The organism is Synechococcus sp. R60.1, assembly GCF_047461835.1.
Taxonomy (GTDB): domain Bacteria; phylum Cyanobacteriota; class Cyanobacteriia; order Thermostichales; family Thermostichaceae; genus Thermostichus.
The window spans coordinates 36057-61847 of sequence record NZ_JANSIA010000005.1 but is presented as its reverse complement, the minus strand read 5'-3'; the positions used below and the strand labels follow the sequence as shown (position 1 = coordinate 61847).

Below are 25791 nucleotides of genomic sequence, written 5' to 3'. Positions count from 1 at the left end.
TGGTAGTAAGACGACACGGAAACTGCGCTTTGGGTATTCTACTCAAAGCTTTGCGGGATACCGCCATTCTGGTTGGACTCCGTCCCGCTAACGCGAATGGAAACAAACAGAATGCTATCGCTGCATAGTTGAACAGTGATGTTCAGCAGTGTTCAGCGTAAATGTATCAGAACAAGCTCTGCTCTGTAAACAAGCGTACACTCCAGGGGGCGGTGATGCCGTTGTAGAAGGCCAACCCCAAAACGGGCAGGCTGAGGAATCCATAGGCAATCTGGGCCAAAGGGATCCCGAGGGCATCGGGGATGAGGCTGTTGTCTCCCAGAGGGGCGATGAGCAGCAGCTTCTGCCAATGGTGGGGCTGTAGGCGGGCCGAGCGCAGCACAAACCCTGCCGAGAGGGAATTGGCAATGACGTGACACGGTCGCCCGATCACCTGCTGGACAAAATCCCCGATCATCTCGGCATAGAGGCTGCCGGTGTACTCCAAATCTGGACGTTCTGAGTTGCCCCACCCCAACAAATCCAGAGCATAGACTTGATGGTGCTGCCCCAGATCCGCCATAATGGCACGAAACTCATAGCTGGAGGAGCCTGCCCCAATGCCGTGCACCAGCAACAACGGCTGGCCGGATCCCATGACCTTGTAAAACAGGCGATGGCCGCGCCAGAAGTGATGCCTTTCCTCTCCCGGCAGCAGGCTCTGCAGAGGCTGAGTTTGGGAAGAGATCCAAGCGTTGAAAACGGCTAGAGCACCCAAGCCGCCGACTGTAGCCCAGAGGCTGGTCTTGAGAACTTGGCTCAGCTCCTTCATGCTCAGCAGCCCGGCTGGGGAACTTACTTTTTCTTAAGGCGGTAGGTGATGCGCCCTTTGTTGAGGTCATAGGGGCTCAGCTCCACCTTAACCCGGTCGCCGGGCAAGATCTTGATGTAGTTGCGGCGAATTTTGCCGGAGATATGAGCGAGCACGTTGAAGCCGTTGTCCAGATCCACTCGGAACATGGCGTTGGGCAGGGATTCCGTAACAACCCCCTCCATTTCAATGGCATCTTCCTTAGACAATGAGCCCTCCCAAAAACGACATAACAAACAACAGAACAATCCACAGCCGCGACGACACGCGCTGTTAAGAAATGAAAATATACTCCATCTCTTCTATCCTAACCGTTGCAGTCCTTCATCAGGGGATCCCTTAGGACTGAAAAGGCGTGCGATCGGTCAAAATTTCTGCTCCAGACTCGGTAACCAAGACCGTGTGCTCAAACTGAGCCGACCAAGAGCCATCCACCGTGACCACCGTCCACTGGTCTGGCAACACTCGGGTTGCCTCTCCCCCCGCATTCACCATCGGCTCAATGGCCACCGTCATGCCGGAGCGCAGCTTGGGATTGGGCAGATCGCGGGTGCGATAGTTGGGAAACTGCGGCTCCTCGTGCAGGTTGCGCCCCACCCCGTGACCAACATACTGCTTCACCACAGAATAGCCCCGCCCCTCGATGTAATCTTCAATGGCACCCGAGACATCCTGAAGCCAAACGCCGTGGCGCACACAGTCGATGCCCGTCTGCAGGGCTTTGGCCGCAGTATCGATCAGATCCCGAGCTGCGTCGCTCAGGGGTTCCAGGCCGATGGTGATACAGGAATCCGCATGCCAGCCCTCGACGATGGCGCCAAAATCCACTTTGACCACATCTCCCGGCTGCACCACTTTGCGGGGACTGGGGATCCCGTGCACCACCTCATGGTTGACACTGACACAAACGCAGGCGGGAAAGCCGTAGTAGCCCTTGAAACTGGGCAAAGCATTGAGTTGGGCCACCCGTCTCTCAGCATAGGTATCGATATCTGCCGTAGTCCAGCCCGGCTCTAGGCGCTCCGCGATCTCCTGCAATACTTGGGCCACCACCCGACCGGCCCGCCGCATTTTCTCCACTTCGCGGCGAGATTTGATCTCAATAAGCTGCATGCCCCGCCGCTGGGAGGGATTTCCAGCTCCTGCTCTGATCACGCCGTCCTCCTGAAGCCTTCCAAAAGAGCCTGCAGATGTTCCTGTACGGATTCCATCGGCTGGTTGCCGTTGACCCGCTGCAAGCGCCCCTTGGCCTCATAAAAATCAATTAGGGGAGCCGTCTGCTGCCGATAGACCTCCAGACGCTTGAGAATCACCGACCGATCCGCATCATCGCTGCGCCCCTGTTCCTTGCCCCGGGCCAGCAGCCGGGCCACCACCACCTCATCCGGCACCTCCAAGTTGAGGACGTAGTCATAATCTTGGCCCAGCTCTTGCAGCAGCTCTTCCAAGGCCTCTGCCTGGGCTAAGGTGCGAGGAAATCCATCTAGGATCCAGCCCTGCTCTGGAGATTGCTGCAACTGCCCCTTCACCATTCCGATCAGCACCTCGTCGGGCACCAGCTCTCCCGCATCCATGTAAACCTTGGCCTGGCACCCCAGGGGCGTTTGGGCTTTCACCTCGGCCCGCAACAGATCGCCTGTGGAAATTTTGGGCGTGTGGTAGATGGCCGCCAGCCGCTCCGCCTGTGTACCTTTGCCCGCCCCCGGCGGCCCCAGAAAGATCAACCTCGGCACTACTGTTTGACCATCCCTTCGTAGCGTTGTGAGATGACATAAGTCTGGATCTGCTTGGAGGTCTCAATCGCCACCCCCACCAAAATCAGTAGCGAGGTCGCCCCCAAACCTTGGAAAGTGGTGATGCCGGTTGCCCGTTCCACCGTCGTCGGGATGATGGCCACCGCGCACAGGAACAGAGCCCCCAGCAGCGTCAGGCGGTTGAGGATCCCTTCGACATACTCGGCAGTGGCCTTGCCCGGGCGTACCCCTGGAATGCTGGCCCCCATCTTCTTCAAGTTTTGAGCCAGATCCACCGGGTTGATGAGCAAAGAGGCGTAGAAGTAGCTGAAGAAGAGGATCAGCACGAAATAAAAAGGAATGTAGAACCAGGAGGTGGGGGATAGGAAGTTGGCCACTTGCACCAAAGTCAGGTTTTGGGTGTACTGGGCCAGGGCCAGAGGCAGGGACATCACCGAGTAGGCAAAGATGATTGGCATCACCCCCCCCTGGTTCAGCCTCAGGGGCAGATAGCTTTTCTGCTCGCGGAACAGCTTGTTGCCCACCTGGCGCTTGGCATAGACGATCGGGATCTTGCGGCTGCCTTCTTGGATGAAGACAATGCCGACAATGGTGGCCAAAAAGATTGCCAGCAACAGCAAGATGCCACCGATAGTGCTGCTATCGGCACGGGCCAAGCTGATGGTCTGTCCAAGGGCACGGGGCAGAGTGGCAACAATGTTGACGAAGATCAAGAGCGAAGGGCCACTTCCCACCCCCTTCTCCGTGATCATCTCTCCCAGCCACATCACAAACATGGATCCCGCCGCCAGAGCCAAGGTGGTGGAGGCCATGAAGGCCAACTCATTGGTGGTACTGGCAAACTCCCGCACCCAAAAGGAAATGCCAATGCCCTGGATAATGGCCCAGCCCAAGGTGACATAGCGGGTGTATTGAGAAATCTGCCGCCGCCCCTGTTCTCCCTCGTTTTTCTGCAGGTTCTCTAAGGCCGGAATGGCCGGGATCAGCAACTGCATGATGATCGAGGCGTTGATGAAGGGCAGGATCCCAAGGGCAAAGATCCCCAAAGCAGAAATCCCCCCGCCGGAGAAGACATCCAGCAGGCCAAACACAGGACTATTGGCAGCTTCGGCGGCAAAGCGGGCCCGATCGATACCGGGAATGGGGATGTAAATGCCCAGTCTGACCAACAGCAGCAAGCCCAAGGTGAGAAACAGACGGCTGCGCAGGCCAGAGGCCATAGCCATCTGCATAAAGGTCTCTTGGGCAGAGGGGGCGGAACCTCGTGTGTCAACCATAGGGAAGAGAATCTCGCGGGAGCAAAGGGCAAGGTTAGCTATCTACCACTCTACGCTGCTGGTGGAGCAGTCGGCAAAATCAAAGCAAAATCAAAAAAGTGCAACTCAGCGCCACCCGGCAGAAGCCGGCCAGAGCAACGGGAAGGGGCGGTCTAGGATCCCAAGATTTCCACCCGACCTCCAGCTGCCTCGATCTTGGCTTTGGCTGAAGCGGTAACAGCCGCCGCCCTGATCGTCAGGGGCACGCTGACTTCCCCATCTCCCAAGATCTTCAGCGGGCCATCGTTGGTGGTGACGATCCCTCGTTCCATCAGGCTTTCCAGGCTGACCTCGCTGCCGGCAGGCAGATCCGCCAAGGCGCGCAGGTTAACCAGGGTGTATTCCAGACGCCGCCTGTAGCGAGGGAAATGCTTAAGCTTGGGTAAACGCCGGTAGAGGGGAGTCTGGCCCCCTTCAAAGCCGGGCCGTGTACTGCCCCCCTTGCGGGCCTTTTGCCCCCGCATCCCCTTGCCACAGGAGGCTCCCTGTCCAGCAGAGACGCCACGACCTAGGCGCCGCCGCCGCCGCGTCGAACCTGCTTGAGGCCGAATGTCTTCCAGTCGCATGGCTACCTCTGGCTCACTTGCTCGATATACCTGTCCATCACTTGCCAAGTAGGCGGCGCACATCGATGTCTCGGTCTTGGGCCACCTGCTTGAAGGTACGCATCCGCCGCAGCGCATCGATGGTGGCACGGGCATTGTTGAGGGGGTTGCTGGATCCCAGTTGCTTGGCCAAGCTGTTGCGTACACCCGCCAGCTCCAGAACGGTGCGGACTGCCCCCCCTGCAATGACTCCTGTGCCAGGAGCTGCTGGCATGACCAAGACAGTGGCACCGCCGCCTGCCCCCTGCATGGGATGGGGTACGGACAAACCTTTGGTGAGGGGCACCTCAATCAGGTGTTTTTTACCGTCTACAACTCCCTTGCGCACTGCTCCGATCACATCGTTGGCTTTGCCCACGCCAACCCCGACTTGGCCCCGCTCGTTGCCGACCACCACCACAGCGCGGAAGCTCAACTTCTTGCCGCCCTTGACCACCTTGGTGACGCGGCGAATCTGGATGACCCGCTCTTGCCACTCGGTGGGTTGCTCTTCGCGGCTTTTCTTGCTTCTGCGACGTTCCCTCTGCTCAGCCATGTGCTGTGTCCTCAGTAGCTAGAACTGTAACCCTGCTTCTCGGGCAGCTTCTGCCAGGGCTTGAACGCGCCCGTGATAAAGCTTGCCCCCCCGATCGAAAACCACGCGGGAAATGCCCATCTGTAAGGCTCGTTCGGCAACTGAGCGGCCCACCAAGGCAGCCGCTTCTTGAGTAGCCGTCCCGGTTTCTTTGAATTTTTCGCGCAGCTCCCTGTCCAAGGTGGAGGCGGAGGCTAAGGTATGCTGGGCTACATCGTCGATCACCTGGGCGTAGATGTGTCGATGGGAGCGAAACACGGCCAGGCGAGGCCGCTCGGCAGTGCCAAAGACCTTGCGGCGAATGCGTCGATGACGACGTTGGGTGGTGATTTTGCGGCTGGTTTTCATAGGACTCCGTCCCGCTTTCGCAATGGGCTATTTACTTCTTCGCTTTCCCGGATTTACCCGCCTTGCGGCGAACTTGTTCCCCTAGATAACGGATCCCTTTCCCCTTGTAGGGCTCCGGAGGCCGGACCGCTCGGATGCGGGCGGCAGTATTGCCCACCAGTTCTTTATCTGTGCCTGAGACAACAATGATGTTGTTTCCCTCAACGGCAATTTGGATGCCGGGGGGAAAGGGGATCTCCACAGGGTGACTGTAGCCGACGTTCAAAACCAACTTGCTGCCTTGGATGGCAGCCCGGTAGCCCACGCCCACCAATTCCAGCCGCCGCTCAAATCCCTTGGACACTCCGTCTACCATGTTGGCGACCAAAGTGCGGCAGAGGCCGTGCAGTTGGCGGGCAGGACGAGAATCGTTGAGACGGCTGACCGTGAGCATCTGAGCGTTTTGCTGGACTGTGATCAAGGGCGGCAAACTGCGGGACAGTTGACCTTTCGGGCCTTTCACTGCAATGTGTTGGCCGTCGATCTGGATCTCCACCTTGGCAGGAAGGGCGATGGGGCGTCTACCGATACGGGACATGGGAAAAACTCCTGACCAGAGAAAACTTAAGGTCTAGTAGACAAGACAGAGGACTTCACCACCAATGCCCTGCTTACGAGCCTCCCGGTCGGTCATGATGCCGTTGGAGGTGGAGATGATGGCGATCCCAATTCCTCCCAGCACTCGGGGCAGCTCTTTGTGGTTGCGGTAAACCCGCAGGCCGGGTCGGCTCACCCGCTTTAAGCCATTGATGATGGGCCTGCAGTTGCGGCCTTTGCCCTTGTACTTCAATCGCAACACCACCCGGGCTTGGATCCCTTCTCCCTCCTCCTTCCATTCGCTGACGAACCCTTCCTCATGAAGAACGCGAGCGATGCTGCGGGTCATGCGGGTGGCCGGAACTGCCACCGACTCGTGCCGAGCCATGGTGGCATTGCGAATGCGGGTGAGCATATCGGCGATCGTGTCGTTGGTGTGGGCCATCGGTGGGTCAGTGCTCCTCGGAAGATCGATGCAGATCAAGAAAAGTCAGGGTGGGCAACCTAGGAGGCAAAGGGCATGCCAAACGCTTTGAGCAGGGCACGGCCCTCTTCGTCGGTTTTAGCAGTGGTCACAATTGAAATATCCATACCTCGCAACTGATCTACAGAGTCATAGTTGATTTCGGGAAAAATCAGTTGTTCGCGGATGCCCAGGGTGTAGTTGCCTCGTCCATCAAAGGCTTTGGGGCTGACGCCGCGGAAGTCACGGATACGGGGCAGAGCAATGTTGATCAGGCGATCCAAAAACGCATACATGCGCTCCCGCCGTAGGGTTACCATCAGGCCAACCGGCATGCCCTTGCGAATCTTGAAGCTGGCAATTGCCTTTTTGGCGCGGGTGATCACCGGACGCTGACCGGTGATGGCGCTGATCTCGGCAATGGAGGATTCCAGAGCCTTGGCATTTTGGGAAGCTTCCCCCAAGCCGCGGTTGATCACGATCTTCTCCAGGCGGGGCACCTGGTGGATGTTGGTGTAGCCCAACTCCTTTTGCAGCTTGGGGACGATGACGGTGTTGTAGTGGATTTGCAGACGCTGGGGCATGGTGGCTTCTCCTTGTGGCTCTGGGCTGGGTCAGAGCCAAACCAATGGTGGAAAGGGATCAAAAGCTTAGTCGAGAATCTCACCCGTTTTCTTAAGGACGCGAACCTTGCGACCATCGGCGGTGATTTGATAGCCGATGCGGCTGGCCACTTCCTGCTTCTTGGAATAGGCCATCACTTTGCAGACGGGAATGGGGGCTTCCTTGGTCTCAATCCGGCCACTTTCCCCTTCTCGCTGAGGTTTGCGGTGGTAGGTAACAATGTTAACCCCTTCCACCAAAACCATGTTGCGTTCGGGAAAGACCCGCAGCACCTCGCCGATTTTGCCTTTGTCATCGCCGGAGATCACCTGCACGGTATCCCCTTGCTTGATACACATTTTGTAGCGCAGGCTGTTGCGGTGCTTGCGAATGCCGGGGCGCCGAACTAAGCGCCGAATTTGGCTGGGTTTGAGGGGGCGAACCATCAGAGTACCTCCGGGGCAAGGGAGATGATCTTGGTGAAGTTTTTCTCCCGCAGCTCACGGGCTACAGGGCCGAAAACGCGAGTTCCACGGGGGTTGCCGTCGTTGTTGATGATCACGGCGGCGTTGTCGTCGAAGCGGATGCACATGCCGTCAGGGCGACGTACCGTATCGACGGTGCGGATGACAACAGCCTTGACAACATCGGATTTTTTGACGGGCATGTTGGGCAGGGCATCCTTGACGACACCAATGATCACATCGCCCAAGCTGGCGTAGCGACGGCCACTGCTGCCCAGCACGCGAATACACATCATCTTGCGAGCACCGGTGTTGTCGGCCACCGTCAGCATAGTTTGCTGCTGAATCATAGTTTCTTCACCTCCCTCAGGATTTCGGCAACTTGCCAACGCTTGGTGCGGCTAAGGGGACGGGTTTCCGTGATGCGCACCAGATCCCCTTCTTGACAGCGGTTTTCCTCGTCGTGGGCCTTAAACTTCTTGGTCTTGACGACGATCTTGCCGTACTTCGGGTGAGCAACTCGATTTTCCACAGCAACAACCACCGTTTTTTGCATCTTGTTGCTGACAACAATGCCAATCTTCTCCCGAACAGCCATTACTCCTCCTTGGTTGGGCGTTTGCCCCGCTTACGCTCTCCCTCCACAGTTAGTAGTTGCGCCAGCTTGTGTTTGCGCAGCCGGATGAGATGGGGCTGGTTCAACTGCCGCGTGGCCTGCTGCAAACGCAGCTCAAACAGCTCTTTCTTGACGGCGTAGATTTCGTTGCTCAGCTCTTCGTCCGATAAAGCACGGGCATCAGCAATTTTGGGCATGGGCATGGCTGAACTCTCCTCATACACTGCTGGTGGCCACCTCTGAAGCCGTTGCCTGGGCGGGCTCTGGCTTTTCAAAGTCGGCTTTGGTTACAAACTTGACCTTAATGGGCAGCTTCTGGGCGGCAAGGCGCATGGCCTCGCGGGCGATGGGCTCTGCCACTCCCCCCATTTCGAAGAGGATACGGCCCGGCTTGACGACACAAACCCAGTACTCAGGGTTGCCTTTGCCGGATCCCATGCGGGTTTCCGCGGCTCGCTGAGTAACGGGCTTGTCGGGAAAGATGCGAATCCAGATTTGGCCACCCCGCCGAACATAGCGGGTCATGGCCCGACGGCTGGCCTCGATCTGTCGAGCTGTAATCCAGGCGGGTTCTAGGGCCACAAGGCCGTATTCCCCAAAGTTGATGCGGTTGCCACGGGTCGCTTTGCCTTTCATGCGCCCGCGCTGCTGCTTGCGGTATTTGGTGCGTTTGGGGCTTAACATGGCCGTTCCTTAAGTCAACTGCGATAGGGATCCCTGGACGTTCCGGTGTTGGCCCTCAGGCCTCCTGAGCCGAGCGATCTTCGAAGGTGGGCCGCCGCCGCTGCTGCCGACGTTTGGGCTGTTGCAGGGGAAACTTCTGTTCGTGGCGTTCCTGCCCGGGCAGAACTTCCCCTTTGAAGACCCAGACCTTGACCCCAATGATGCCGAAAGTGGTGTGGGCGAGGTGCTCGGCGTAGTCGATGTCGGCCCGCAAAGTATGCAAAGGGATCCGCCCCTCCCGCGTCCATTCGGTGCGGGCAATCTCGGCCCCGTTCAGACGCCCGGCAATTTGGATTTTGATCCCTTGTACGCCTGCCCGCTGGGCCCGTTGGATCACCTGGCGCACGATGCGGCGAAAGGCAATCCGCCGTTCCAACTGTTGGGCAATGTTTTCCGCCAACAAGGTCGCCTCGGCATCGGCACGGGTGACCTCTACTACATTGATGCGAATGGTTCGCTCGCCACCACCTCGTGAACCAGGGCTTTGTCCCGCTAGCGCGGACAGCTCTTTCTGTAGACCTTGGCGCAAAGTCTCTAGGCTGGATCCGCCCCGACCCACAACTACCCCAGGGCGAGCAGCCCGGATCTCCAGGTCAATTTGATCCGCTTTGCGCTCGATTTGGATATCGGCCAAACCAGCACTGCTCAGTTGCTTGGTCAGGTAGGTGCGAATCTGGTCGTCCTCCTGTAACAAGGCTGGGTAGCGGGCTGGATCGGCAAACCAGCGGCTGCGATGCTCCTTAATCACGCCGAGGCGGAAACCGGTGGGGTGGATCTTCTGTCCCATGGTGGTGTCGGTTGAAGGGTAAAGGGCTAGAAATACAGGAGGTTAAGAGGCCGTCGCCGCTTCAGCTTCCTCTATGGGCCGGACGGCGATGGTGATGTGACAGGTGCGCTTGCGAATGGGGTAGGCCCGCCCTTGGGCGCGGGGGCGAAACCGTTTCAGGACGGGCCCCTGATCAGCATAGGCCTGGCTGATCACCAGATCCCGGGGATCCAAGCCGTTGTTGTGCTCTGCGTTGGCCACCGCCGAGCGCAGCACCTTACGAACCGGCTCACAGGCAGCGTAGGGCATGAACTCCAAAAGAATCAGGGCATCGGCATAGGTGCGCCCACGGATCTGATCCAACACCCGCCGCACTTTAAAGGGGGACATGCGGATATAGCGGGCTACCGCTTTAACCTCAGGGGATGAATCAGCCATGGCGCTCTCCCTCCTGCTCAATACTGTCCTACTCGTTGTTTATCTCAACGGCGGGCGGCTTTTTTGTCGCTACCCGCGTGGCCACGGAAGGTACGGGTGGGGACAAATTCCCCCAGCTTGTGACCCACCATCTGGTCAGTGATGTAGATGGGCACATGTTGCTTGCCGTTGTGAACGGCGATGGTGTGGCCGATCATGACCGGCAAGATGGTGCTGGCCCGCGACCAAGTCTTGATCATGTGCTTCTCGTTGCGCTCGTTCATCTTCTCCACCTTGAGAAGCAGCTTGGCATCCACAAAGGGGCCTTTTTTCAGCGAACGTCCCATAAGAACCTCAACCGTTTGATAAGCAATTCACTGTCGAAAAAGCTTCGGGGAGCGAATGGCCAGCGGCTACTGAGCAGCCCTTCCGCCCTTGTCTCGACGGCCCCCGCGACGACGACCGCGCACGATGAACTTGCTGCTGGGCTTGTTGCGTTTGCGGGTCTTGTACCCCAGGGTGGGCTTGCCCCAAGGGGTGACAGGGGTACTGCGGCCTATGGGGGCTCGCCCTTCCCCGCCGCCATGGGGATGATCCACAGGGTTCATCACCGAGCCACGCACCTTGGGACGGCGCCCCAACCAACGGCTACGACCCGCCTTGCCCAGGCTGATGTTGTTGTGGTCAACGTTGCCCAGTTGGCCGATGGTGGCGTAGCACTCGCCGCGGATCATGCGGACTTCGCCGGAGGGCAGCTTGAGGGAGACATATTTGCCTTCTCTGGCCACCACTTGAGCGCCAGCCCCGGCGGCGCGAACGATCTGCCCGCCGCGACCGGGATACAGCTCCACATTGTGAACCACCGTTCCCAAGGGGATCCGCTCCAGGGGCATGGCATTGCCGATCTCAAAGGGGGCCTCTGGCCCGGCCATGATGGTGGATCCCACCTGTAGGTTGCGGGGAGCGAGGATGTAGCGTTTCTCGCCGTCTTCGTATTCCACCAGGCAGATGTGGGCGCTACGGTTGGGATCGTACTCCACAGTTTTGACGGTCGCCGGGATCCCCCGCTTGTCGCGACGGAAGTCGATGATGCGGTAAAGCCGCTTGTGGCCACCACCGCGGTGCCGGCAGGTGATGACGCCACGGTTGTTGCGCCCTTTCTTGCGGTGAATAAATTGCAGCAGCGACTTTTCCGGTCTGGGCCGCTTGCCGTTCTCGTCACGGGACAGCTCCTCGAAGTCAGAGACCGTCATGTGACGGGTGCTGGGGGTGTAGGGTCGGAGAGTACGAATGCCCATGGCTCAGGTAGGGGTGGGGGACGGGACAACAACAGCTCAAAAGGGGCGTTCAGGTGTCCGGGAAGAGGGTGATGGAATCTCCCTCCGCCAAGGTCACGATGGCTCGCTTGGGACGGGTGCGGTAGCCCACAAAGCGGCCCACCCGCCGTTGCTTGCGCGGGAGCTTCAGGGTGTTGACGGAAGTAACTCGCACGCGGAACATTTCTTCGACGGCAGCTCGGATGAGCGGCTTGGTGGCGGTGGGCAGCACTTCAAAGACATATTTGCGCTGCTCCATCAAGGCGGTTGCCTTTTCGGTGATGACGGGGCGCAACAGGACGTCGGCCAGGATCCGCTTGCTCTCAGTCATCGCTTTCCTCCTCTGCTGGGGCTGCTTCGGCCTCTTCTACCGTTGACGGCTCTGCTCCTTGAGCCAGTTCTTCTGCTGGATCTTGGGGCTCTTCGGTTTGCTCTTCTGGCCCCTGCGGATCTGCTGGACGTCCTTGGAGGGCAGCTTGGTTTTCCTGGGCCTCAGGTTGGGCTGGGGTTTGCTCTGCTTCCTCGTGTTCGCTTTCTGGAACGGCCTGATCTTCCGGCCCATCTCCGGGCAGGGCCTGATCTTCGGCTATGTCGGCCTGAGGTGCATCCTCAGAGGGAGTCTCCAGAACTGCCGGCGCAGCGTCGGATCCCCAACGGGCCTTGAGCTGCTCTAGGGCAGAAACGGTGATCAGCACCCAATCGACGTTGAGCAGATCGAAAACGTTGATCTGATCCAGGCCGATCAGCTTAACGCGGGCGATGTTGCGCACAGCCCGCTCTACGGCTTCCGAGCGTTCGGCAACGATGAGCAGAGCCGATTGATCTTCCATCACCCCCCAGCGCAGCAAAGCCTGGGCCACAGCACGGGTTTTGGGCGGGTTGAGCTGCTCCTGGAAATCCTCCACGACGATCAGGTCTTCCACCCGACTTTGCAGAGCGGTGCGCAGGGCCAGTTGCCGTTCTTTGCGGTTCATGGCCAGGTTGTATTCCCGCTTGCGGGGGCCGAAGATCACCCCCCCTTTGCGCCAAAGTGGGGAGCGGATGGAGCCGGCACGGGCCCGACCGGTGCCTTTCTGCTTCCAAGGCTTGCGACCGCCGCCGCGCACCTCAGCTCGGGTCTTGGTGTGGGCGTTGCCCTGACGAGCATTGGTCATCTGCCGGCGCAGTGCCAGATAGAGGATGTGGGCGGCTGTTTCGGGACGAGCAACTTTAAGGCTCAGCTCCGCGCTGCCCACCGTTTCCCCTTGCCAATTTTTCACCACACAACTTGCCATGGTTTCCTCGTCTTTGCGGATGCGGGTCAGCCTTTGCCAGGGATCCCTCCTTAGCGCTTGTTGCCCACCTGCTTGGCAGGGGTGATCTCCAGCAGCCCTCCTTCTACCCCGGGCACGCAACCCTTGATCACCAGCAGATCCCGCTCTGGATCCACCTGCACCAACTGCAATTTGCGGGTGGTGACTCGGCCACCTCCCAGCCGCCCCGCCATGCGCATCCCCGGAAACACGCGGCCTGGGGTTGTACCGGCGCCAATGGAGCCCGGTCGGCGGTGGTTTTTGGAGCCGTGGGACATGGGGCCACGACCGAAGTGGTGGCGCTTTTGATAGCCGGCAAACCCTCGCCCGATGGAGGTACCTGCCACATCCACCAACTGGCCGGGGGAAAACATCTCGACGGTAATTTTCTGCCCCAATTGGTAAGCTTCCGGCTGATCAACGCGAAACTCTCGCAGGTGGCGCAGCAGCTCTGTCACCCCTGCTTTGGTGAGGTGGCCCCGCTGCGCCCGCGTGAGATGCTTTTCAGTGGTGGGCAAGTAGCCCAACTGAATGGCGTTGTAGCCATCTGTGGCTTGGGTTTTGATCTGGGTCACGGTGCAAGGCCCCGCCTGCACGACAGTGACCGGAATGGCCAGCCCTTCTGGAGAGAAGATCTGGGTCATGCCGACTTTTCTTCCGAGGATGCCAAGTGCCACAAGAACCTCCAATCGAGCCTGCACGACTCGTTTTCATCAACTGAGAGCCGGCTCACTCCGACAATCGGCTAGCCGTTCGCGAAGCGGGCCGTAGGCCAATGGCTCAGTTAGCCGGATGGATAGGCATACAGCAATAGCGTGGCAGCAGGAAGCTCAAGACAAAGCTGAGTCTGCCGGCTGAGGCGAAAGAGCAAGGTAGGGATCCCCCGAGGCCAAGTTCAGCGCCGGCAACGCTGAGCCTTTTGCTTAGTTCACCCCCAAAGCTGCACGCCAAACTGCTTTTTTTGAGAGCTGCTCAGACTTACCTGCTAAAGAGGCAGTATCTGGTGTAGCAGCGCGCCGGGTCGCCAAAGCGGATGGACTCAGTTGGCAACGGAAAACAATCATAATGAAGCGAAGGCCCGTTTGTCCAGACTTTTGCTGAGAAAATGGGTTGGTTGGAGAGGCCGGAGAGGGTAAGGGCAGCTCAAGTGGAAGAAAAGAGCCATTGGCCAGGGAAGCCATCTCCCTTCCAAAGTGTAATGGGCTGGGCAGGCAGTGGGCTGACCCAGGCTTGTGTAGATCACTATCGGAGATTGTTGCAGGCGGGATCCGATCCGGGCCGGGTCTTGTTTTTGGTGCGGAGTCAACGGCAAGCGGATGAGGTGTTGCGGCGCTTGCAGCAGTCCAGTTCGGGCTTGGTGGGGCCGTGGCGGATCGAAACGTTCTTGCAGCGGGTTGGGCGCTCTCTGGCCGATCATTGGCCGCAGGTGTGTGCCCGCCTTCCTCAGTTGCCTCCTCAGTTTGAGCCGATCCCCTTGGCCAAAGATCTCACTCAATTTCTCTGCGAACGAGCCTGCGCTTTGTGCCCTCGGCATGGGGAAGCCTTTGCCGGCGTCGGGCTCAAGGAGTTCCAGATCTGGGATCAGATCAGCAGTGCTGCTTACATTGCGGGGGCTTCGGGTTTGTCGGCAGAAGTGGTGGGATCCCGGCTGGCCAGGGCTTGGCCGGAAGAGGCGGATCCACGGCGGGCAGAGGCCTTACAGGCAATGGGCTGCTGTGTGGGGCGGCTGTGGGAGGCAGCACTTCGGTTGGGATCCTTGGATTTTGGTCTGCAAATTCGGCTGTTTGGCGAACACATCCTGCCGCTGGCGGAGTTTTGGCAAGAGTGGGATCATCTGATCGTAGATCAGGCGGAAGACAGTTGCGGGGTGGCGCTGGAGTTTTACCGGCAGGGGCAAGCCCATTTGCAAAGCCAATTTTTCAGCTACACCCTCGGCGGCGGGGTCTCTTTGACCGGGATCCCGGAAGCTGTGGCCGACTTCTTGATGGCAAAAACGCAGGTTCGGTTTCTGGAGGGGAGCCATCGCGCTTCAGCAGGCATGATCCGCTTAGGGGTGCAGATTGTGCGGGTGCTGGATCCCCAGTTTTCTCATCCGCTGCCTGAGCCGAAGGGGGGGGAGCTGCCGCTGGTGCAAACGCTGGAGGAAGAGACCCAGTTTGCGGCAGTGGAGGTGATGGTTGCTCAAATTCGCCGGCTTTTGGGGGCCGGGATCCCGGCCCATCGCATTGCTGTTTTGCTGCCCCGTATGGATGTGGGGGTGAGCCTGAGCTTGCAGGAGCAGTTGTCGGAAGTGCCGGTTTTGTCGATTGCCCCCTTCCCGGCGTTGATCCGCTATCCCTTGGTGCGGGCGGTGCTGACGGCAGCAGAATTGGCCCATCCCGAGTGGGGTGCTTTTCCCACTTTGCCGGCTTGGCGGCTGATGTTGAGCTGGGTGCTGGGGCTGGATCCCATCCGGGCAGCTCTGTTGGCCGAAGATACCTGGGATCCGGTGGGGCGTTCTCTGCGTCCCCGAACGGCAGTACGGCAGCCAGAGCGAGTAGGGTTTGCCAACCTGGAGCGCTACCAGCGACTGTTCGATTGGCTGCGCGGCTATCATCCCGGCCCTTCATTGGCCGCTTTCTTCCAGCAGTTTTTTGCCGATCACTTAGCCCCGGCGATTGCTTCCCCTCAGGATCAAGAGCTGCTGCGCGTGTTGATGGAAGCGGCACGGCGGTTTCGCCAGGCCTTCCCCGCCGAAGGGGATCCCGCCTTTTTGGCCATGATCCGCTCGGGACAGACCCCCAGCAGCAGCCGCTTCGAGCCCGACTATTCCCGTTACTTGGTAGTTGCAACTCCGGGGGCCTACATCACTCGGGGTTTGGAGGCGGATTACCAATTTTGGTTTGATATCACCAACCCCAGCTGGTCCCGCTCCCTCTGGCATGTGCTCTACAACAGCCGTGTGCTGACGCCGGAATGGGACGGGGAGGTTTTCGATGCGGCGCGGGATTTACAGGCGCGTCAACAGATTTTGGCCCGCACGCTGCTGAACCTCTGTTGCCGCACTCAGAAGGGGCTGTGGCTGGTGCGCTCCAATTTTAATTATCGCGGCGAGGAGAACACCAGTATTCTGGACTACCTGATTTTGAAGGGGTTGAAGGCCATGGCAACCGCCGGCTAAGGGAGAGCCTATCCTGAAAGGGTGCTGGCAACTCAGGCCTCCAAGAAATCGGGGGATGCACTGCAGGAATGGTCAAAGGCAAGGGTTTTAGAAGAGCGGCGCAGCCGCCCCTCTTATTGTGGGGGTAGGAGTCGGCGGCAAAGTGTCTTAATCTTGTTTGAAACAACGATAAAGCAATACAGCAGAGCCTTTCCAAGAAATGGCTGGCCGGGATCCCTCTCAGGCAGGGGTAAGACTGATGACCTTGGGTGGCGCAGAGGGCCGGCGTCTCAAGCCGGCTGGAAACGGCTGTGGGCATTCCCTCTGTCTTCCAACACAGTCGAGTATCGAGTAGAGTGGGGGCGCCTGCTTTGATTTGGATTGGGTTTTATGAATCCAGCTACCCCTCCTGCTGCGCCCTCGTCCCGCCGCTTTCCCCTTCGTCCCGTAGCAATGGTGGCTCTCACTGCCGGCTTCTTGGCGGGGTTAGGAGCGGGGGGCTATGCCTTACTGCAGCGGCTACGGCTGCAGATGCACCGGGATCTGATCTTCTATCGGTACACCGTCTTTTCTGAGTTTGGCTATGGAGGCTCGCCAGCGTTCGATCCCGGCCAAAGTGATCGCTGGTTTCCTCTTACCTATCCGGTGTTGGCCCGCTGGGGGGGATCCGCCGACCCGAGCCGCCGCAGCTACGCCTTCTACACCTTGCAAAGCCATGGCCTGCCCTACAGCCGTTGGTGGTTGGAGGATCGGCTGCGGCAAAATTCGGCTCAGTTTTTCGCCCCAGCAGCTTTGTTCGGGGGCTATGACTACTCAAGCGGGCAGGAGATTGCGCCTCAATACGAGCTGTTTGGGCTGGATCGGCCAGAGTCGGTGCAGCGCCTCACCGAGCTGGCCTTGGCCGGGATCCAAGCCGATAGCCCCGAGTGGAGTTTTAATCTCAACTGGCTCAACAGCTTGCTGACCCAAGAAGAATTTCCCTTGCGAGATCAGGTCTACAGAGCGCTGCTCCCCGCCTTGGAAAGCAGCTCTCCGCAGCGGGCAAAGAAACTCTTGAGCGCCTTGCCCTACGAGGAGGAAAGGATCCCCTCTTGGGCGCTGTCGCAGGTGCAGGCGGTGCGGCAGCGGGTTGCGGGGAATGTTTCTCCATACACTGATGTTTATGGGCGTGCCGGCCAAGTGTTGATCCTAGAACAGCCGACGGTGCAAACGGTGCGCCCTTTGTACGAAGATTTACCGCCCCCATCCCGACACTTTTTTCTGCTGCAGATAGCGGATCCAGAAACTCTCCCCCCTGCCGCTCAGGTGTTGCTGCGCAGCGTGGTGGGCGATGATGCTGACCCGCAGCGGTTTTTGGCGGCGGCTCTTCTCTACTTAAAAGGGGATCCCAGCGGGGAGCCGCTGCTGCAGAAGGCTCTCAACGAGGACTTTGCCTCTCTTCACGGCATCGACGACCACCTGGTTTTGCTGCAGTTGGCAGAAGCTTTTCCCAATTCCCGCTTTACGCAAGCTTGCCGGGAATACGCCCGCATTCGGGGGGGCAGCTATTTTGGCCATTCCCTCTACAACCCCGAGACCGGCGAACCGATCCCGCGGCCTTTCCCCCCAGCAGAGGAAGAGACCCTTTGGCGGACTTGGCTGACCGTCTACCCGGATCATCCCGGTGCCGACGATGCCCTCTTCTGGCTGACACGCACCTTGGAGTGGCAGGGCAAAAGGGAAGAAGCACTGGTCCTTTTGGCCAATTGGCTGGCGGATCCCTTCGGCGATGGAGACATGCGCTACGTCTTGCGCCGCCGCCTGCTTTTGCTCTTAGACAGCGGTGCAACCCCCAGCGAGTTGCAAGCTTTTCTCGACCGCCACGGCGAGCATCCTCTGGCCGCCGCCGTCCGCTATGCTCTGGCGGTTCGCTTCGCCCGCGAACACCGCTACGACCTAGCCCTGCAGCTGACGGAAAATCTGGCTTTGGATGCTGTGTTGGATCGCTACCCCTTGCTGGATGGCGGCTACTGGCTGGACGACTGGGATCCCGTGCCCGCCAGCCGCACCCCTCTGCAACCGAAAATCCAGGCCCAACGAGAACGCTGGCGCCAATTGAGCCGTTGGCAAGCCCAATCCACTCCCCAACAACGCTATCAACTGGCCGCCCACTGGGCCGCTGCCGACGGTTGGCGCAATGGGTACCTGTGGCTGTTTAACCAAACCCGTGCCGGTGGCCTGAGTGGGGATGCTGATGGAAGCGCGCCGCCGCAACCAGCTTCCTCCAGTTCTCTATCGGACTATCAGCGGGCCAATCACCATGCTGTAGCAGCAGAGTTACTCGGCTCTGTGCTGGCGGATCCCACCGCCCCTGCCCATCTTCAGGAAGAAAGCCTGTACCGGCAGGTGCTGATCCTCTACCGCCAGTACACCACCTACCCTCCCGAGGAAACGGCAGCCATCTATCCGCTGCCGGGCTTCCCCCCAGGAGTGACAGAAGATACCAGCTTGTTCGACACGTCACTGCCGGACTACGTGGATCCTGGCAGCCTCAGCTACAGCTACTTTCTGGAAGCCAAAGCCCTGCAGGATGGCTATGCCCGCCAGGCGATCTACGCCGGCAATGAGCTGCTGAACCGCTTCCCCCAGAGCCGCTATGCTGGGGATGTGCTCATGGCCCTGTACGGCCTGACGGGAGATGTCGCCTTCCTAGGACGGCTGCTGACGCAGTTTCCTGATAGCGAGCGCGCTCTGGAGGCAGCGCTTGAGCTGGGGCCCGTCAGCCACTGAGTCTTTAAGCGTACCGCAGCTTTGCAGCTTTATAGCCTCTTCACAGAGCCTTCATGAAAGGCAAATAGGGGTATTCTTGGACGAGAGCTGTCTTGCGAGATCCAGGGAGAAAGGCTTTATCTCCCCTTTGTCTCGGCGGATCTGGACTAGCTTGGGTTGAGTTTCCTTGGGCTGCCATGGGCTGATGGATCCTGCCACCTTTCTGGAGCACTATGGGTTTGAGCTGGAAGGTCAACCCAGCCAGGTTTGGGTGGAGCGCTGGAGCCAGTTGTTCCCGGATCTTTGGATCCCGGCAGCCTTGCTAGAAGCCCTCTACCAGGGGCGGTACAAGGCCGCCTCTGTGGAGCAGCTTCTCCGCCTTTGGCAGCGTCGCGGCTCTCCTCATCTTACCTTTCCCCCAGAAATCGGCCAGTTCCTTTGGCAAGAGCAGCAGGAGCGGATCCGCTCTTTGGCTGCGGCTGCCTTTGCCTGTTCTCCTCTGCCGCCGGTACCCCCCGCGGGATCCCTGTTTTCCCGAGAACCGGCCATATCTCTAAACTTGTTGTTGGAGCAGTTGCAGGAGCTTCCCCCCAAGCTGCGCCGCCTGCTTGCCCAGTCCCCTCCTCCCCAACTCGCCCGTGCTGGTGGGGCAGAGTCCTCAGGGATCCTAGAGCTCCAGCAGACGGTCGTTGACCCTCCAACTCCTGCCGAGCCCCCTCAGGGACAGTCTTGATGGGCTTGCCACTCTCTTTCCTCAGGGATCCCCGCCATGACCTTTCCCCTTGATCGCGACAGCGGTGCAGAGCACGTTGCCTCCTTGCCCTGTGGGGTGATCACCGTCAGCGACACACGCACCCCTGAAACCGACCACAGCGGCCAGTTTATCTGCACAGCCCTCCAGGAGTCCGGCCACCGGGTGGAGAGATATTGCATTCTCCGAGATGAACCGCAGCTCATTCGAGAGCAGGTTCAGGATTGGGCCGGATCCCTGCCGGTGATCCTGTTGAATGGCGGCACAGGCATCGCCCCCCGCGACACCACCTATGACGCCATTGAGGCTCTCTTAGAGAAAACCTTGCCCGGTTTTGGCGAGATCTTCCGTCAGCTCAGCTACGCCCAGGTCGGCAGTCGGGCCATCGCCTCTCGGGCCATCGCCGGGATCCACGGAAAGTGCTTGATCTTTTCCATGCCTGGCTCCCCAGCAGCCGTGCAACTGGCTATGCGCAGCCTGATCCTGCCGGAGCTACCCCACCTGGTTAAGCAACTGCACCAGGGCAAGCATTGAGGCAGCAGGCCGTCTTAGTGATCCCCTCTTAGGCCAAGAGGGCAGTCGCCTTGGCAAGAGCCTCCTCCCGCAGCAGAGCGGCTTTATCGGTGCGCTCCCAGGGCAGATCCAGGTGAGTTTGCCCGAAGTGACCATAGACCGCTACATTTTGGTAGAAGCGTCCCCCCCGTTGGCGGGGCAGCTCCCGCAGTTGGAACTGGGCCAAAATGGCTGCCGGCCTCAGATCGAAGTGGCGCTGCACCAGCCGCAACAGCTCTTCGTCGGGGATGCGCCCTGTGCCAAAGGTTTCCACCAAAATGTTGATGGGGCGGGCTACCCCAATGGCGTAGCTCACCTGCACTTCACATTTTTGCGCCAAGCCAGCTGCCACGATGTTCTTGGCCACGTAACGAGCCGCATAGGCAGCGCTGCGATCCACCTTGGTGGGATCCTTGCCGGAGAAGGCCCCGCCCCCATGGCGAGAATAGCCGCCGTAGGTATCGACGATGATCTTGCGTCCGGTCAGGCCCGCATCTCCCTGAGGGCCGCCGATGACAAACTTGCCGGTGGGATTGGTGAGGAAGCGGGTGTGGCTATCCGGCTTGATGGGCAGCTCGGCAAACACCGGCGTGACCACTGCCTCCCAGAGATCGGCGCGGATCCGCTCTTGCACCGCCGCCTCTTCCGTAATGGCGCCAATCGTGGGTGTGTGCTGGGTGGAGATGAGCAGGGTGTGAATGCCCACCGGGCGACCTTCCTCATAGGCCACAGTCACCTGCGTTTTGCCATCCGGGCGCAGATAGGGCAGGGTGCCGTTTTTGCGAACCGTGGCCAACTGGCGGCTGAGGCGGTGGGCCAAGCTAATGGGCAAGGGCATCAACTCGGGAGTTTCATCGCAGGCAAAGCCAAACATCAACCCCTGATCCCCGGCCCCGACCAAGTCGAATTGATCTTCCTGGGAGCCGCGACTTTCCAGGGCCATGTTCACCCCTTGGGCAATATCGGGAGATTGCTCATCGAAAGCCACCAACACCGCGCAGCTTTCGGCACAAAACCCATTCTTGGCATCGGTATAGCCAATTTCGGCCACCTTGTCCCGCACCAGACGGGTGAAGTTGACCTGCGCTTGCGAGGTGATCTCCCCGGTCAACAAAACCAGGCCCGTATTGACCACCACCTCGGCGGCCACCCGACTGAGGGGATCCGCCGTCAAGAGGGCATCCACGATGGCATCGGAGATCTGATCGCAGATTTTGTCGGGGTGCCCCTCCGTCACCGACTCCGAGGAAAACAAAAACGACTTGGACAACGAACCTTCTCCTTAAAAGCTAGAACTGAGAACCTGAACAAAAAACAAGGCTCACCCGCTCGTTCATTATCCGTCGGAGAAAGAGCCAACCAGGGATCCCCAGGTGCTCCGCACCAGCCCCAACTCAGCCAGAGGAAAGGCCCAGCAACCAGCAAGCGTTCTGCACCGCTGACGCACCAGCACTGCCGCGAAGGCCTTGCCCCGCTGCCGCGACCAGAGCTATGGGAGCTGCTAAAGGATAAAGTTGCCAGAAAAGTCCCCCGCCAAAGAGGGCTATCCTCTAGAGAAAACTTTATTGCCTTTATCTTTCGGTTACTGACTAACCGCAGGAATTGGCACCGTAGCGGAGGCTTCCGCCGGGTTGCCGCAGCTTCATTGGGCCTGGTCCCTCAGTCTGCTCTGGATAAAGAACGGAACTTGTCCCTATAGTACCCCCAACCTCCGCCCATTTGTCAAAAAAATAAGCTGTGGGCGGCTTCAGCCAAACAGACCCTGCCACCAGTCTGTCCCCTGAGCGGCTTTGAGAAAGAATGCGCCGGCCAAGCCCAGGGGGGAGAGAACGCCGAGAAAGCCAACTGTCCCCAATCCCCAAGCCAAGCGGTGCAGATGCTTTTTGTCGGCAGGATTTGGCGTCGTTTCGGCTGAGATGGCCAACAGGGATCCCAAGGCTGCCAATAGGGATCCCCCCAGACCTGCAAAGTAGCTGGGCGCTAGCCACGGTTGCAACTCGGCGGCAGATACGACTTGGATGCGGGGCAAGACTTGAAAACACCCTATTGCCAGCACTGCCCAGATGAAGCAGTACGTTAGCAGGCTATCTCGGAAAGCGGCAGCCGGTTCTCTCATATCCCAGCCGAATGAAACCGGATTAGGATAAAGGCGGTTCACTGTGGGGAACTTGGGTTTGCCCCGACGGTCGCGCCAGTGGTGCAGTTCCCCTCAGCCTGTGTGGCGAATCTCGATTCCTTTTGATTATGGCCCAACCCGCCCTGTCTGGCTTGCCTGCACCGGCTTCCGGATCCCAACCCCTCTCGACAACAGAACTTGAGGACGCTTGCGATAGCGGTGCGGAGTCTTCACCGGGCGCAGAGGCCGACCCAAACTGGCGGCATCGCCAAAGAATGCAAAAACGCCAGCAGATCCAGCGGCAGCGTCTGTCGGGCATGCGAGATGACAAGGGCTTGATCATCGTACACACCGGGCAGGGCAAGGGAAAGACCACGGCTGCCTTTGGCATGATCTTCCGCGCCCTCGGCCAGGGATTGTCGGTGGGGGTGGTGCAATTTATCAAGGGGGCCTGGGATCCAGGAGAAGCCAAGCTATTGCGGAAATTGGTCGAGCATCCAGAGCTGGGCCTGGGGAAAATAGCTTTTTACGCCATGGGAGAGGGCTTTACCTGGGAAACCCAAGACCGGGAGCGAGACATCGCCCATGCACAGGCGGCCTGGGAAAAGGGGCGGGAGCTGTTCACCAGCGGGGAGTTTCAGTTGGTGCTTCTGGATGAGATCAATGTCGCCCTCAAGTTGGGATATCTCTCGCCGGACAGGGTGTTGGCCGGGCTAGCGGAGAAACCGGAGCGGGTTCACCTGATCTTGACGGGGCGGGGCGCGCCGGCAGCGTTGATCGACCGAGCCGATCTGGTGACGGAGATGACTTTGGTCAAGCATCCCTTCCGTGACCAGGGGATCAAGGCGCAAATCGGCATCGAGTTCTAACCCTTGGGCAGGAAAGATGGCCATTCTGCTGGCGGCGGCAGCAAGCGGCAGCGGCAAAACCACCATCACTCTGGCTCTGTTGGCCGCTCTGAGGCGACGGGGCCTGCGCATCCAACCTTTCAAGGTGGGGCCGGATTACATTGATCCTCTGTTTCACACGGCGGTGAGCGGGATCCCCTGTCGCACTTTGGATCCCTTCTTGACCGACGAGGACTTTGTGCAGCGCTGCTTTCGCCACCATTGCCAGGGCAAGGATGGAGCCATTGTGGAGGGGGTAATGGGCCTCTTCGATGGACGAGCGCCAGGATCCCTGCCCCTCCCCGAGGGCGGAACGGAGCCTTTTTTTGCCAGCAGCGCCCATGTGGCCCGCCTGCTCGGGATCCCTGTGGTGCTGGTGATCGATGGCAGCGGCATGGGAACGACGGTGGCCGCTTTGCTCTACGGCTTGAGCCGCTGGGATCCCCGCCTCTCCATTGCCGGGGTGATTTTCAACCGGGTGGCCTCGGAGCGGCATGGACAAATCTTGCAGCAGGCAGCGGCTGCAGCGGGGATCCCAGTCTTGGGCCAGTTTCCCCGGCGGGAGGATTTGCGGTTGCCCAGCCGCCACCTGGGGTTGGTGCCTGTCTCAGAACTGGATCACTTCCCCCACTGGCAAGCTGCCTGGGCCGAGCTGGCCGAGCAACACGTCAATTGGGATAGCCTATTGCCCCTCATTCGGAGGCTTCCTCCAGCGGTAGGAGAGCTGTGGCCAGGGATCCCCCCTCTCACCGAAAGGACTCCGCCCCGCCGCTGCGAACAGGTACGGGTGGCGGTGGCCCAAGACCACGCCTTTAACTTCTACTACGCCGACAACTTGGATCTGTTGCGGGCCTGTGGAGCCGAGCTGCTGGAGTATTCCCCCCTCCAGGTGGGGCTATGGCCACCGGAGCCCTGCGACGGCGTGCTGCTGGGGGGAGGGTTCCCGGAATTGTTTGCAGCACCTCTATCTGAGAGCATTAACCAACGCCCGCTCCCGCCCGCCCACCCACCCCTCTATGCCGAGTGTGGCGGACTGATGGTGCTGGGCCAATCCCTCACCGATTTTCAGGGAAAGACCTACCCGATGGCCGGGCTGTTGCCCATCACAGTAGACATGGCCAACCGGCTATGTTTGGGCTACCGCGCAGCTGCCGTTTTGCGCCCAACCCTGCTGGCCCCAGCTGGGGATCGCCTGCGCGGTCATGAATTTCACCGCTCCCGCAGCACCCCCATCTCCCCCAGCCCAATCTACAGCTGGGGATCCCCCGCCCAGCCTCAACAGGAAGGATGGGCCACCGAGCGCCTTCACGCTTCGTACCTGCATCTGCACTGGGGATCCCGTCCTGATTTGGCCCTGAGATTATTACAGAACTTCTTAAGAATCTCGAAAGGGGATCCCTAAAAAACCGTGCCATCGCTGAGCAGTTGGATGGGAGGAGAAGCATCTGGCCTGAGCTGGGCAGCGATTTGCCGTCCTGCCGTCCAGGTTCCCCCTTGCAGTATCTTCACCAGGGGCAACTCTTGGGCAGAGCAACCCAGTCTTTCCCGGATTAAGGAGGCAACTTGATCCAGCAAAATCACCGTCAGGGCCCGCCACTCCACAATCACCGTCGAATCTGGAGGATACGGTTGCTGACCAATCTCCGGCTGCTTAAGTTGGATCACCCCCAAATCCACAAACAACCCCCCGTTGCGATACTCCGCCAAACCCGTCAGCTCATCCAAACCCCAGATCGGGATCCCCTCCTGCTGCAACGGCTCCAGCAGAGAATAGGTCATCCATTGGGACAACTTGTGAAAAGGCACCCAATGGCTCCCCGGCTCCGTTTGGGGCAGGTGGGGATAGGGCCAGACATCCCCCAGAGGGATCCCGGCCAGCGAGACTCGCCCAGGCCAAATGGGGCCAACCCCCCTCTGAACCGCCTGTAAGACCTGTGCTGCCTCGATCCCACCGCTGGGATCCTCAGGCTGGATGGCGTCCCACAACCGGCCTGGACGAGGAAGATTGTGACCGGATCCAAAGTAATGAGGTTGAGCCCGCAAAGTTTGTGCCAACCTTTGCAGCAGTTGCCAGCGTCCTTCCAGCCCCAGCAAAGGATTTTCCGGCCCCACTTGGAAAGCTGCTGCCAAATCCGCCAAGGTGATCCGCTCCAGGCCCGCCGCATCCACCTGCAGAGGCTGCTGGGGATCGCTGGAAAACCCACCTTGCCAGAACCAGTCGAAACTGGCCAAGGCCAAACCTTCGGAACGACCCACCACCGTCTGACTTTCTGGATCCCGGTACTTCCAGGCAGAGCCTGCCCCTGCGTCCAGCAGCACGCTGACTATGGCCAGATCCCACTTGCATCGCAGCCGCTCCAGCGGATCCATGTCTTTAAGTCGATTTTCCAAACGGGCTAGGCGCTCCCCGGATCCCACCTGAAAATGTTGCCAGCGGCTGTGGAAGGGAATTTCCCCGTTGGGATAATGGGCCCGCATTGTGGTGATCACATAGTCGGCTACGGATCCCAGCCGGTTCAGGTCGAGGCGAAAATGCTCTGATTCACCGGCCAAAACCCTTTCCAATAGCAACTGACAGCGATCCCGAATGGCTTGGGGACTCTGCAAATAAGCCACTCGTTTTTCCAGATCAACAGGTGTCAGCATCAAGCCGTTCCTTCTCAATTGTCCATGCCGAGAATTTTCTCAGCATAATCGGGCGGGAACCCACCTTGATCTGCATTCGTCTGCAAGCCTTGGCCCACTTGACACTCCCGCCGGTCTCTTGTCAAAAGACCGCGTCTTACTTCGCGATCGGTGAGACCCTTGCAAGAGAAAGCTTTGAGGCAACTGTCCTGCTGACACGAGCAGCCGCTGAGCCATTTTGAGAAAAGACTGGGCCAAGCACTGGGTGAGGATCCAGATAGATAAGAGCA

At 59.4% G+C, this 25791-nt stretch carries 31 protein-coding genes, 1 pseudogene and 1 riboswitch; of the genes and pseudogenes, 6 read left to right on the top strand and 26 right to left on the bottom strand.

Translation table 11 applies throughout. The features are described from left to right. Positions 1-166: 166 nt before the first annotated feature. From NW834_RS01845 to rplC, 23 genes and pseudogenes are all read right to left on the bottom strand, one after another. On the bottom strand, positions 167-811 hold the full coding sequence (locus tag NW834_RS01845) for an alpha/beta fold hydrolase (protein WP_414419802.1): 645 nt from the start codon (positions 809-811) through the stop codon (positions 167-169). A 23-nt stretch (positions 812-834) separates the two neighbouring features. After that, positions 835-1059 (bottom strand): translation initiation factor IF-1, encoded by a 225-nt coding sequence (infA, locus tag NW834_RS01840; RefSeq protein WP_011434173.1) that lies wholly within the window; start codon positions 1057-1059, stop codon positions 835-837. 130 nt (positions 1060-1189) lie between these two features. Then, the gene (map, locus tag NW834_RS01835; RefSeq protein WP_414344308.1) at positions 1190-1963 is read right to left on the bottom strand and encodes a type I methionyl aminopeptidase; all 774 of its coding nucleotides are present in this window, start codon (positions 1961-1963) and stop codon (positions 1190-1192) included. Between the two features lie 38 nt (positions 1964-2001). Beyond that, on the bottom strand, positions 2002-2583 hold the full coding sequence (locus tag NW834_RS01830) for an adenylate kinase (protein ID WP_011434171.1): 582 nt from the start codon (positions 2581-2583) through the stop codon (positions 2002-2004). Beyond that, positions 2583-3881 (bottom strand): preprotein translocase subunit SecY, encoded by a 1299-nt coding sequence (secY, locus tag NW834_RS01825; RefSeq protein ID WP_414419801.1) that lies wholly within the window; start codon positions 3879-3881, stop codon positions 2583-2585. The genes NW834_RS01830 and secY overlap by 1 nt, the downstream gene beginning before the upstream one ends. A 152-nt stretch (positions 3882-4033) precedes the next feature. Then, positions 4034-4486: a 50S ribosomal protein L15 gene (gene rplO, locus NW834_RS01820; RefSeq protein ID WP_414419800.1), complete on the bottom strand. Its 453-nt coding sequence runs from the start codon at positions 4484-4486 to the stop codon at positions 4034-4036. Between the two features lie 37 nt (positions 4487-4523). Next, a complete protein-coding gene (rpsE, locus tag NW834_RS01815; protein WP_414344276.1) occupies positions 4524-5060 on the bottom strand; it encodes a 30S ribosomal protein S5 in 537 nt (178 codons plus the stop codon). An 18-nt stretch (positions 5061-5078) separates the two neighbouring features. After that, positions 5079-5447, bottom strand: a complete 369-nt coding sequence (gene rplR / locus NW834_RS01810) for a 50S ribosomal protein L18 (protein ID WP_011434167.1) — start codon at positions 5445-5447, stop codon at positions 5079-5081. Between the two features lie 31 nt (positions 5448-5478). Beyond that, entirely contained in the window at positions 5479-6024 is a 546-nt protein-coding gene (gene rplF, locus NW834_RS01805) for a 50S ribosomal protein L6 (RefSeq protein ID WP_011434166.1), read from the bottom strand. Positions 6025-6057: 33 nt separating this feature from the next. After that, entirely contained in the window at positions 6058-6468 is a 411-nt protein-coding gene (gene rpsH, locus NW834_RS01800) for a 30S ribosomal protein S8 (protein ID WP_011434165.1), read from the bottom strand. 59 nt (positions 6469-6527) lie between these two features. Further along, the gene (gene rplE, locus NW834_RS01795; protein ID WP_414328930.1) at positions 6528-7070 is read right to left on the bottom strand and encodes a 50S ribosomal protein L5; all 543 of its coding nucleotides are present in this window, start codon (positions 7068-7070) and stop codon (positions 6528-6530) included. A 66-nt stretch (positions 7071-7136) separates the two neighbouring features. Continuing rightward, positions 7137-7535, bottom strand: coding sequence for a 50S ribosomal protein L24 (gene rplX / locus NW834_RS01790; RefSeq protein WP_414419799.1), 399 nt, complete (start codon positions 7533-7535; stop codon positions 7137-7139). Next, the gene (gene rplN / locus NW834_RS01785; protein ID WP_011434162.1) at positions 7535-7903 is read right to left on the bottom strand and encodes a 50S ribosomal protein L14; all 369 of its coding nucleotides are present in this window, start codon (positions 7901-7903) and stop codon (positions 7535-7537) included. Before rplN ends, rplX begins: the two co-directional genes overlap by 1 nt. Further along, complete coding sequence (gene rpsQ, locus NW834_RS01780) at positions 7900-8151, bottom strand: 30S ribosomal protein S17 (RefSeq protein ID WP_011434161.1); 252 nt, start codon at positions 8149-8151, stop codon at positions 7900-7902. Before rpsQ ends, rplN begins: the two co-directional genes overlap by 4 nt. Continuing rightward, the gene (gene rpmC, locus NW834_RS01775; RefSeq protein ID WP_011434160.1) at positions 8151-8372 is read right to left on the bottom strand and encodes a 50S ribosomal protein L29; all 222 of its coding nucleotides are present in this window, start codon (positions 8370-8372) and stop codon (positions 8151-8153) included. Before rpmC ends, rpsQ begins: the two co-directional genes overlap by 1 nt. Before the next feature lie 13 nt (positions 8373-8385). Beyond that, complete coding sequence (gene rplP / locus NW834_RS01770; RefSeq protein ID WP_011434159.1) at positions 8386-8853, bottom strand: 50S ribosomal protein L16; 468 nt, start codon at positions 8851-8853, stop codon at positions 8386-8388. A 55-nt stretch (positions 8854-8908) separates the two neighbouring features. Continuing rightward, the gene (gene rpsC, locus NW834_RS01765) at positions 8909-9679 is read right to left on the bottom strand and encodes a 30S ribosomal protein S3 (protein ID WP_011434158.1); all 771 of its coding nucleotides are present in this window, start codon (positions 9677-9679) and stop codon (positions 8909-8911) included. 42 nt (positions 9680-9721) lie between these two features. Then, the gene (gene rplV, locus NW834_RS01760) at positions 9722-10096 is read right to left on the bottom strand and encodes a 50S ribosomal protein L22 (protein ID WP_011434157.1); all 375 of its coding nucleotides are present in this window, start codon (positions 10094-10096) and stop codon (positions 9722-9724) included. Positions 10097-10140: 44 nt separating this feature from the next. Then, a complete protein-coding gene (gene rpsS, locus NW834_RS01755) occupies positions 10141-10422 on the bottom strand; it encodes a 30S ribosomal protein S19 (protein ID WP_414331934.1) in 282 nt (93 codons plus the stop codon). Positions 10423-10488: 66 nt separating this feature from the next. Next, the gene (gene rplB / locus NW834_RS01750; RefSeq protein ID WP_414349595.1) at positions 10489-11373 is read right to left on the bottom strand and encodes a 50S ribosomal protein L2; all 885 of its coding nucleotides are present in this window, start codon (positions 11371-11373) and stop codon (positions 10489-10491) included. Between the two features lie 49 nt (positions 11374-11422). Beyond that, positions 11423-11722, bottom strand: coding sequence for a 50S ribosomal protein L23 (locus NW834_RS01745; RefSeq protein ID WP_414330452.1), 300 nt, complete (start codon positions 11720-11722; stop codon positions 11423-11425). 316 nt (positions 11723-12038) lie between these two features. Beyond that, positions 12039-12665, bottom strand: a pseudogene (gene rplD, locus NW834_RS01740) (50S ribosomal protein L4); the annotation flags it as partial. A gap of 50 nt (positions 12666-12715) precedes the next feature. Then, a complete protein-coding gene (gene rplC / locus NW834_RS01735; protein ID WP_414349597.1) occupies positions 12716-13360 on the bottom strand; it encodes a 50S ribosomal protein L3 in 645 nt (214 codons plus the stop codon). Positions 13361-13830: 470 nt separating this feature from the next. On the opposite strand from rplC, the gene NW834_RS01730 reads away from it, so the two are divergent. The 4 genes from NW834_RS01730 (at position 13831) to NW834_RS01715 (ending at position 19855) form a co-directional block, all read left to right on the top strand. Then, positions 13831-15843, top strand: a complete 2013-nt coding sequence (locus NW834_RS01730) for a hypothetical protein (protein ID WP_414419798.1) — start codon at positions 13831-13833, stop codon at positions 15841-15843. A gap of 369 nt (positions 15844-16212) precedes the next feature. Then, positions 16213-18591: a tetratricopeptide repeat protein gene (locus NW834_RS01725; protein ID WP_414419797.1), complete on the top strand. Its 2379-nt coding sequence runs from the start codon at positions 16213-16215 to the stop codon at positions 18589-18591. Positions 18592-18775: 184 nt separating this feature from the next. Continuing rightward, a complete protein-coding gene (locus NW834_RS01720; protein ID WP_414380883.1) occupies positions 18776-19303 on the top strand; it encodes a hypothetical protein in 528 nt (175 codons plus the stop codon). A gap of 36 nt (positions 19304-19339) precedes the next feature. Further along, a complete protein-coding gene (locus NW834_RS01715) occupies positions 19340-19855 on the top strand; it encodes a MogA/MoaB family molybdenum cofactor biosynthesis protein (protein ID WP_414419796.1) in 516 nt (171 codons plus the stop codon). A gap of 28 nt (positions 19856-19883) precedes the next feature. On the opposite strand, the gene metK is transcribed toward NW834_RS01715, so the two are convergent. Both metK and NW834_RS01705 read right to left on the bottom strand, forming a co-directional pair. After that, the gene (metK, locus tag NW834_RS01710) at positions 19884-21143 is read right to left on the bottom strand and encodes a methionine adenosyltransferase (RefSeq protein ID WP_041436796.1); all 1260 of its coding nucleotides are present in this window, start codon (positions 21141-21143) and stop codon (positions 19884-19886) included. Between the two features lie 298 nt (positions 21144-21441). Next, positions 21442-21553, bottom strand: a riboswitch (SAM riboswitch). A gap of 67 nt (positions 21554-21620) precedes the next feature. Further along, positions 21621-21989: a hypothetical protein gene (locus NW834_RS01705; protein WP_414419795.1), complete on the bottom strand. Its 369-nt coding sequence runs from the start codon at positions 21987-21989 to the stop codon at positions 21621-21623. 275 nt (positions 21990-22264) lie between these two features. Here NW834_RS01705 and cobO point away from each other — a divergent pair, with 275 nt between their 5' ends. Together cobO and NW834_RS01695 are read left to right on the top strand one after the other, a co-directional pair. Next, the gene (cobO, locus tag NW834_RS01700; RefSeq protein WP_414419803.1) at positions 22265-22858 is read left to right on the top strand and encodes a cob(I)yrinic acid a,c-diamide adenosyltransferase; all 594 of its coding nucleotides are present in this window, start codon (positions 22265-22267) and stop codon (positions 22856-22858) included. A gap of 16 nt (positions 22859-22874) precedes the next feature. After that, positions 22875-24278, top strand: coding sequence for a cobyrinate a,c-diamide synthase (locus NW834_RS01695; protein WP_414419794.1), 1404 nt, complete (start codon positions 22875-22877; stop codon positions 24276-24278). On the opposite strand, the gene NW834_RS01690 is transcribed toward NW834_RS01695, so the two are convergent. Further along, entirely contained in the window at positions 24275-25522 is a 1248-nt protein-coding gene (locus tag NW834_RS01690; protein WP_414419793.1) for a URC4/urg3 family protein, read from the bottom strand. The two genes, NW834_RS01695 and NW834_RS01690, sit on opposite strands and share 4 nt — an antisense overlap. Positions 25523-25791 lie beyond the last annotated feature (269 nt).

Bases quoted from the DNA above. Each gene is read 5' to 3' on its own strand.
- NW834_RS01845 (WP_414419802.1), bottom strand. From the start codon at position 811: ATGAAGGAGCTGAGCCAAGTTCTCAAGACCAGCCTCTGGGCTACAGTC.
- map (WP_414344308.1), bottom strand. From the start codon at position 1,963: ATGCAGCTTATTGAGATCAAATCTCGCCGCGAAGTGGAGAAAATGCGG.
- secY (WP_414419801.1), bottom strand. From the start codon at position 3,881: ATGGTTGACACACGAGGTTCCGCCCCCTCTGCCCAAGAGACCTTTATG.
- rplO (WP_414419800.1), bottom strand. From the start codon at position 4,486: ATGCGACTGGAAGACATTCGGCCTCAAGCAGGTTCGACGCGGCGGCGG.
- rpsE (WP_414344276.1), bottom strand. From the start codon at position 5,060: ATGGCTGAGCAGAGGGAACGTCGCAGAAGCAAGAAAAGCCGCGAAGAG.
- rplR (WP_011434167.1), bottom strand. From the start codon at position 5,447: ATGAAAACCAGCCGCAAAATCACCACCCAACGTCGTCATCGACGCATT.
- rplF (WP_011434166.1), bottom strand. From the start codon at position 6,024: ATGTCCCGTATCGGTAGACGCCCCATCGCCCTTCCTGCCAAGGTGGAG.
- rpsH (WP_011434165.1), bottom strand. From the start codon at position 6,468: ATGGCCCACACCAACGACACGATCGCCGATATGCTCACCCGCATTCGC.
- rplE (WP_414328930.1), bottom strand. From the start codon at position 7,070: ATGCCCCAGCGTCTGCAAATCCACTACAACACCGTCATCGTCCCCAAG.
- rplX (WP_414419799.1), bottom strand. From the start codon at position 7,535: ATGGTTCGCCCCCTCAAACCCAGCCAAATTCGGCGCTTAGTTCGGCGC.
- rplN (WP_011434162.1), bottom strand. From the start codon at position 7,903: ATGATTCAGCAGCAAACTATGCTGACGGTGGCCGACAACACCGGTGCT.
- rpsQ (WP_011434161.1), bottom strand. From the start codon at position 8,151: ATGGCTGTTCGGGAGAAGATTGGCATTGTTGTCAGCAACAAGATGCAA.
- rpmC (WP_011434160.1), bottom strand. From the start codon at position 8,372: ATGCCCATGCCCAAAATTGCTGATGCCCGTGCTTTATCGGACGAAGAG.
- rplP (WP_011434159.1), bottom strand. From the start codon at position 8,853: ATGTTAAGCCCCAAACGCACCAAATACCGCAAGCAGCAGCGCGGGCGC.
- rpsC (WP_011434158.1), bottom strand. From the start codon at position 9,679: ATGGGACAGAAGATCCACCCCACCGGTTTCCGCCTCGGCGTGATTAAG.
- rplV (WP_011434157.1), bottom strand. From the start codon at position 10,096: ATGGCTGATTCATCCCCTGAGGTTAAAGCGGTAGCCCGCTATATCCGC.
- rpsS (WP_414331934.1), bottom strand. From the start codon at position 10,422: ATGGGACGTTCGCTGAAAAAAGGCCCCTTTGTGGATGCCAAGCTGCTT.
- rplB (WP_414349595.1), bottom strand. From the start codon at position 11,373: ATGGGCATTCGTACTCTCCGACCCTACACCCCCAGCACCCGTCACATG.
- NW834_RS01745 (WP_414330452.1), bottom strand. From the start codon at position 11,722: ATGACTGAGAGCAAGCGGATCCTGGCCGACGTCCTGTTGCGCCCCGTC.
- NW834_RS01725 (WP_414419797.1), top strand. From the start codon at position 16,213: ATGAATCCAGCTACCCCTCCTGCTGCGCCCTCGTCCCGCCGCTTTCCC.
- NW834_RS01720 (WP_414380883.1), top strand. From the start codon at position 18,776: ATGGATCCTGCCACCTTTCTGGAGCACTATGGGTTTGAGCTGGAAGGT.
- NW834_RS01715 (WP_414419796.1), top strand. From the start codon at position 19,340: ATGACCTTTCCCCTTGATCGCGACAGCGGTGCAGAGCACGTTGCCTCC.
- NW834_RS01705 (WP_414419795.1), bottom strand. From the start codon at position 21,989: ATGAGAGAACCGGCTGCCGCTTTCCGAGATAGCCTGCTAACGTACTGC.
- cobO (WP_414419803.1), top strand. From the start codon at position 22,265: ATGCAAAAACGCCAGCAGATCCAGCGGCAGCGTCTGTCGGGCATGCGA.
- NW834_RS01695 (WP_414419794.1), top strand. From the start codon at position 22,875: ATGGCCATTCTGCTGGCGGCGGCAGCAAGCGGCAGCGGCAAAACCACC.
- NW834_RS01690 (WP_414419793.1), bottom strand. From the start codon at position 25,522: ATGCTGACACCTGTTGATCTGGAAAAACGAGTGGCTTATTTGCAGAGT.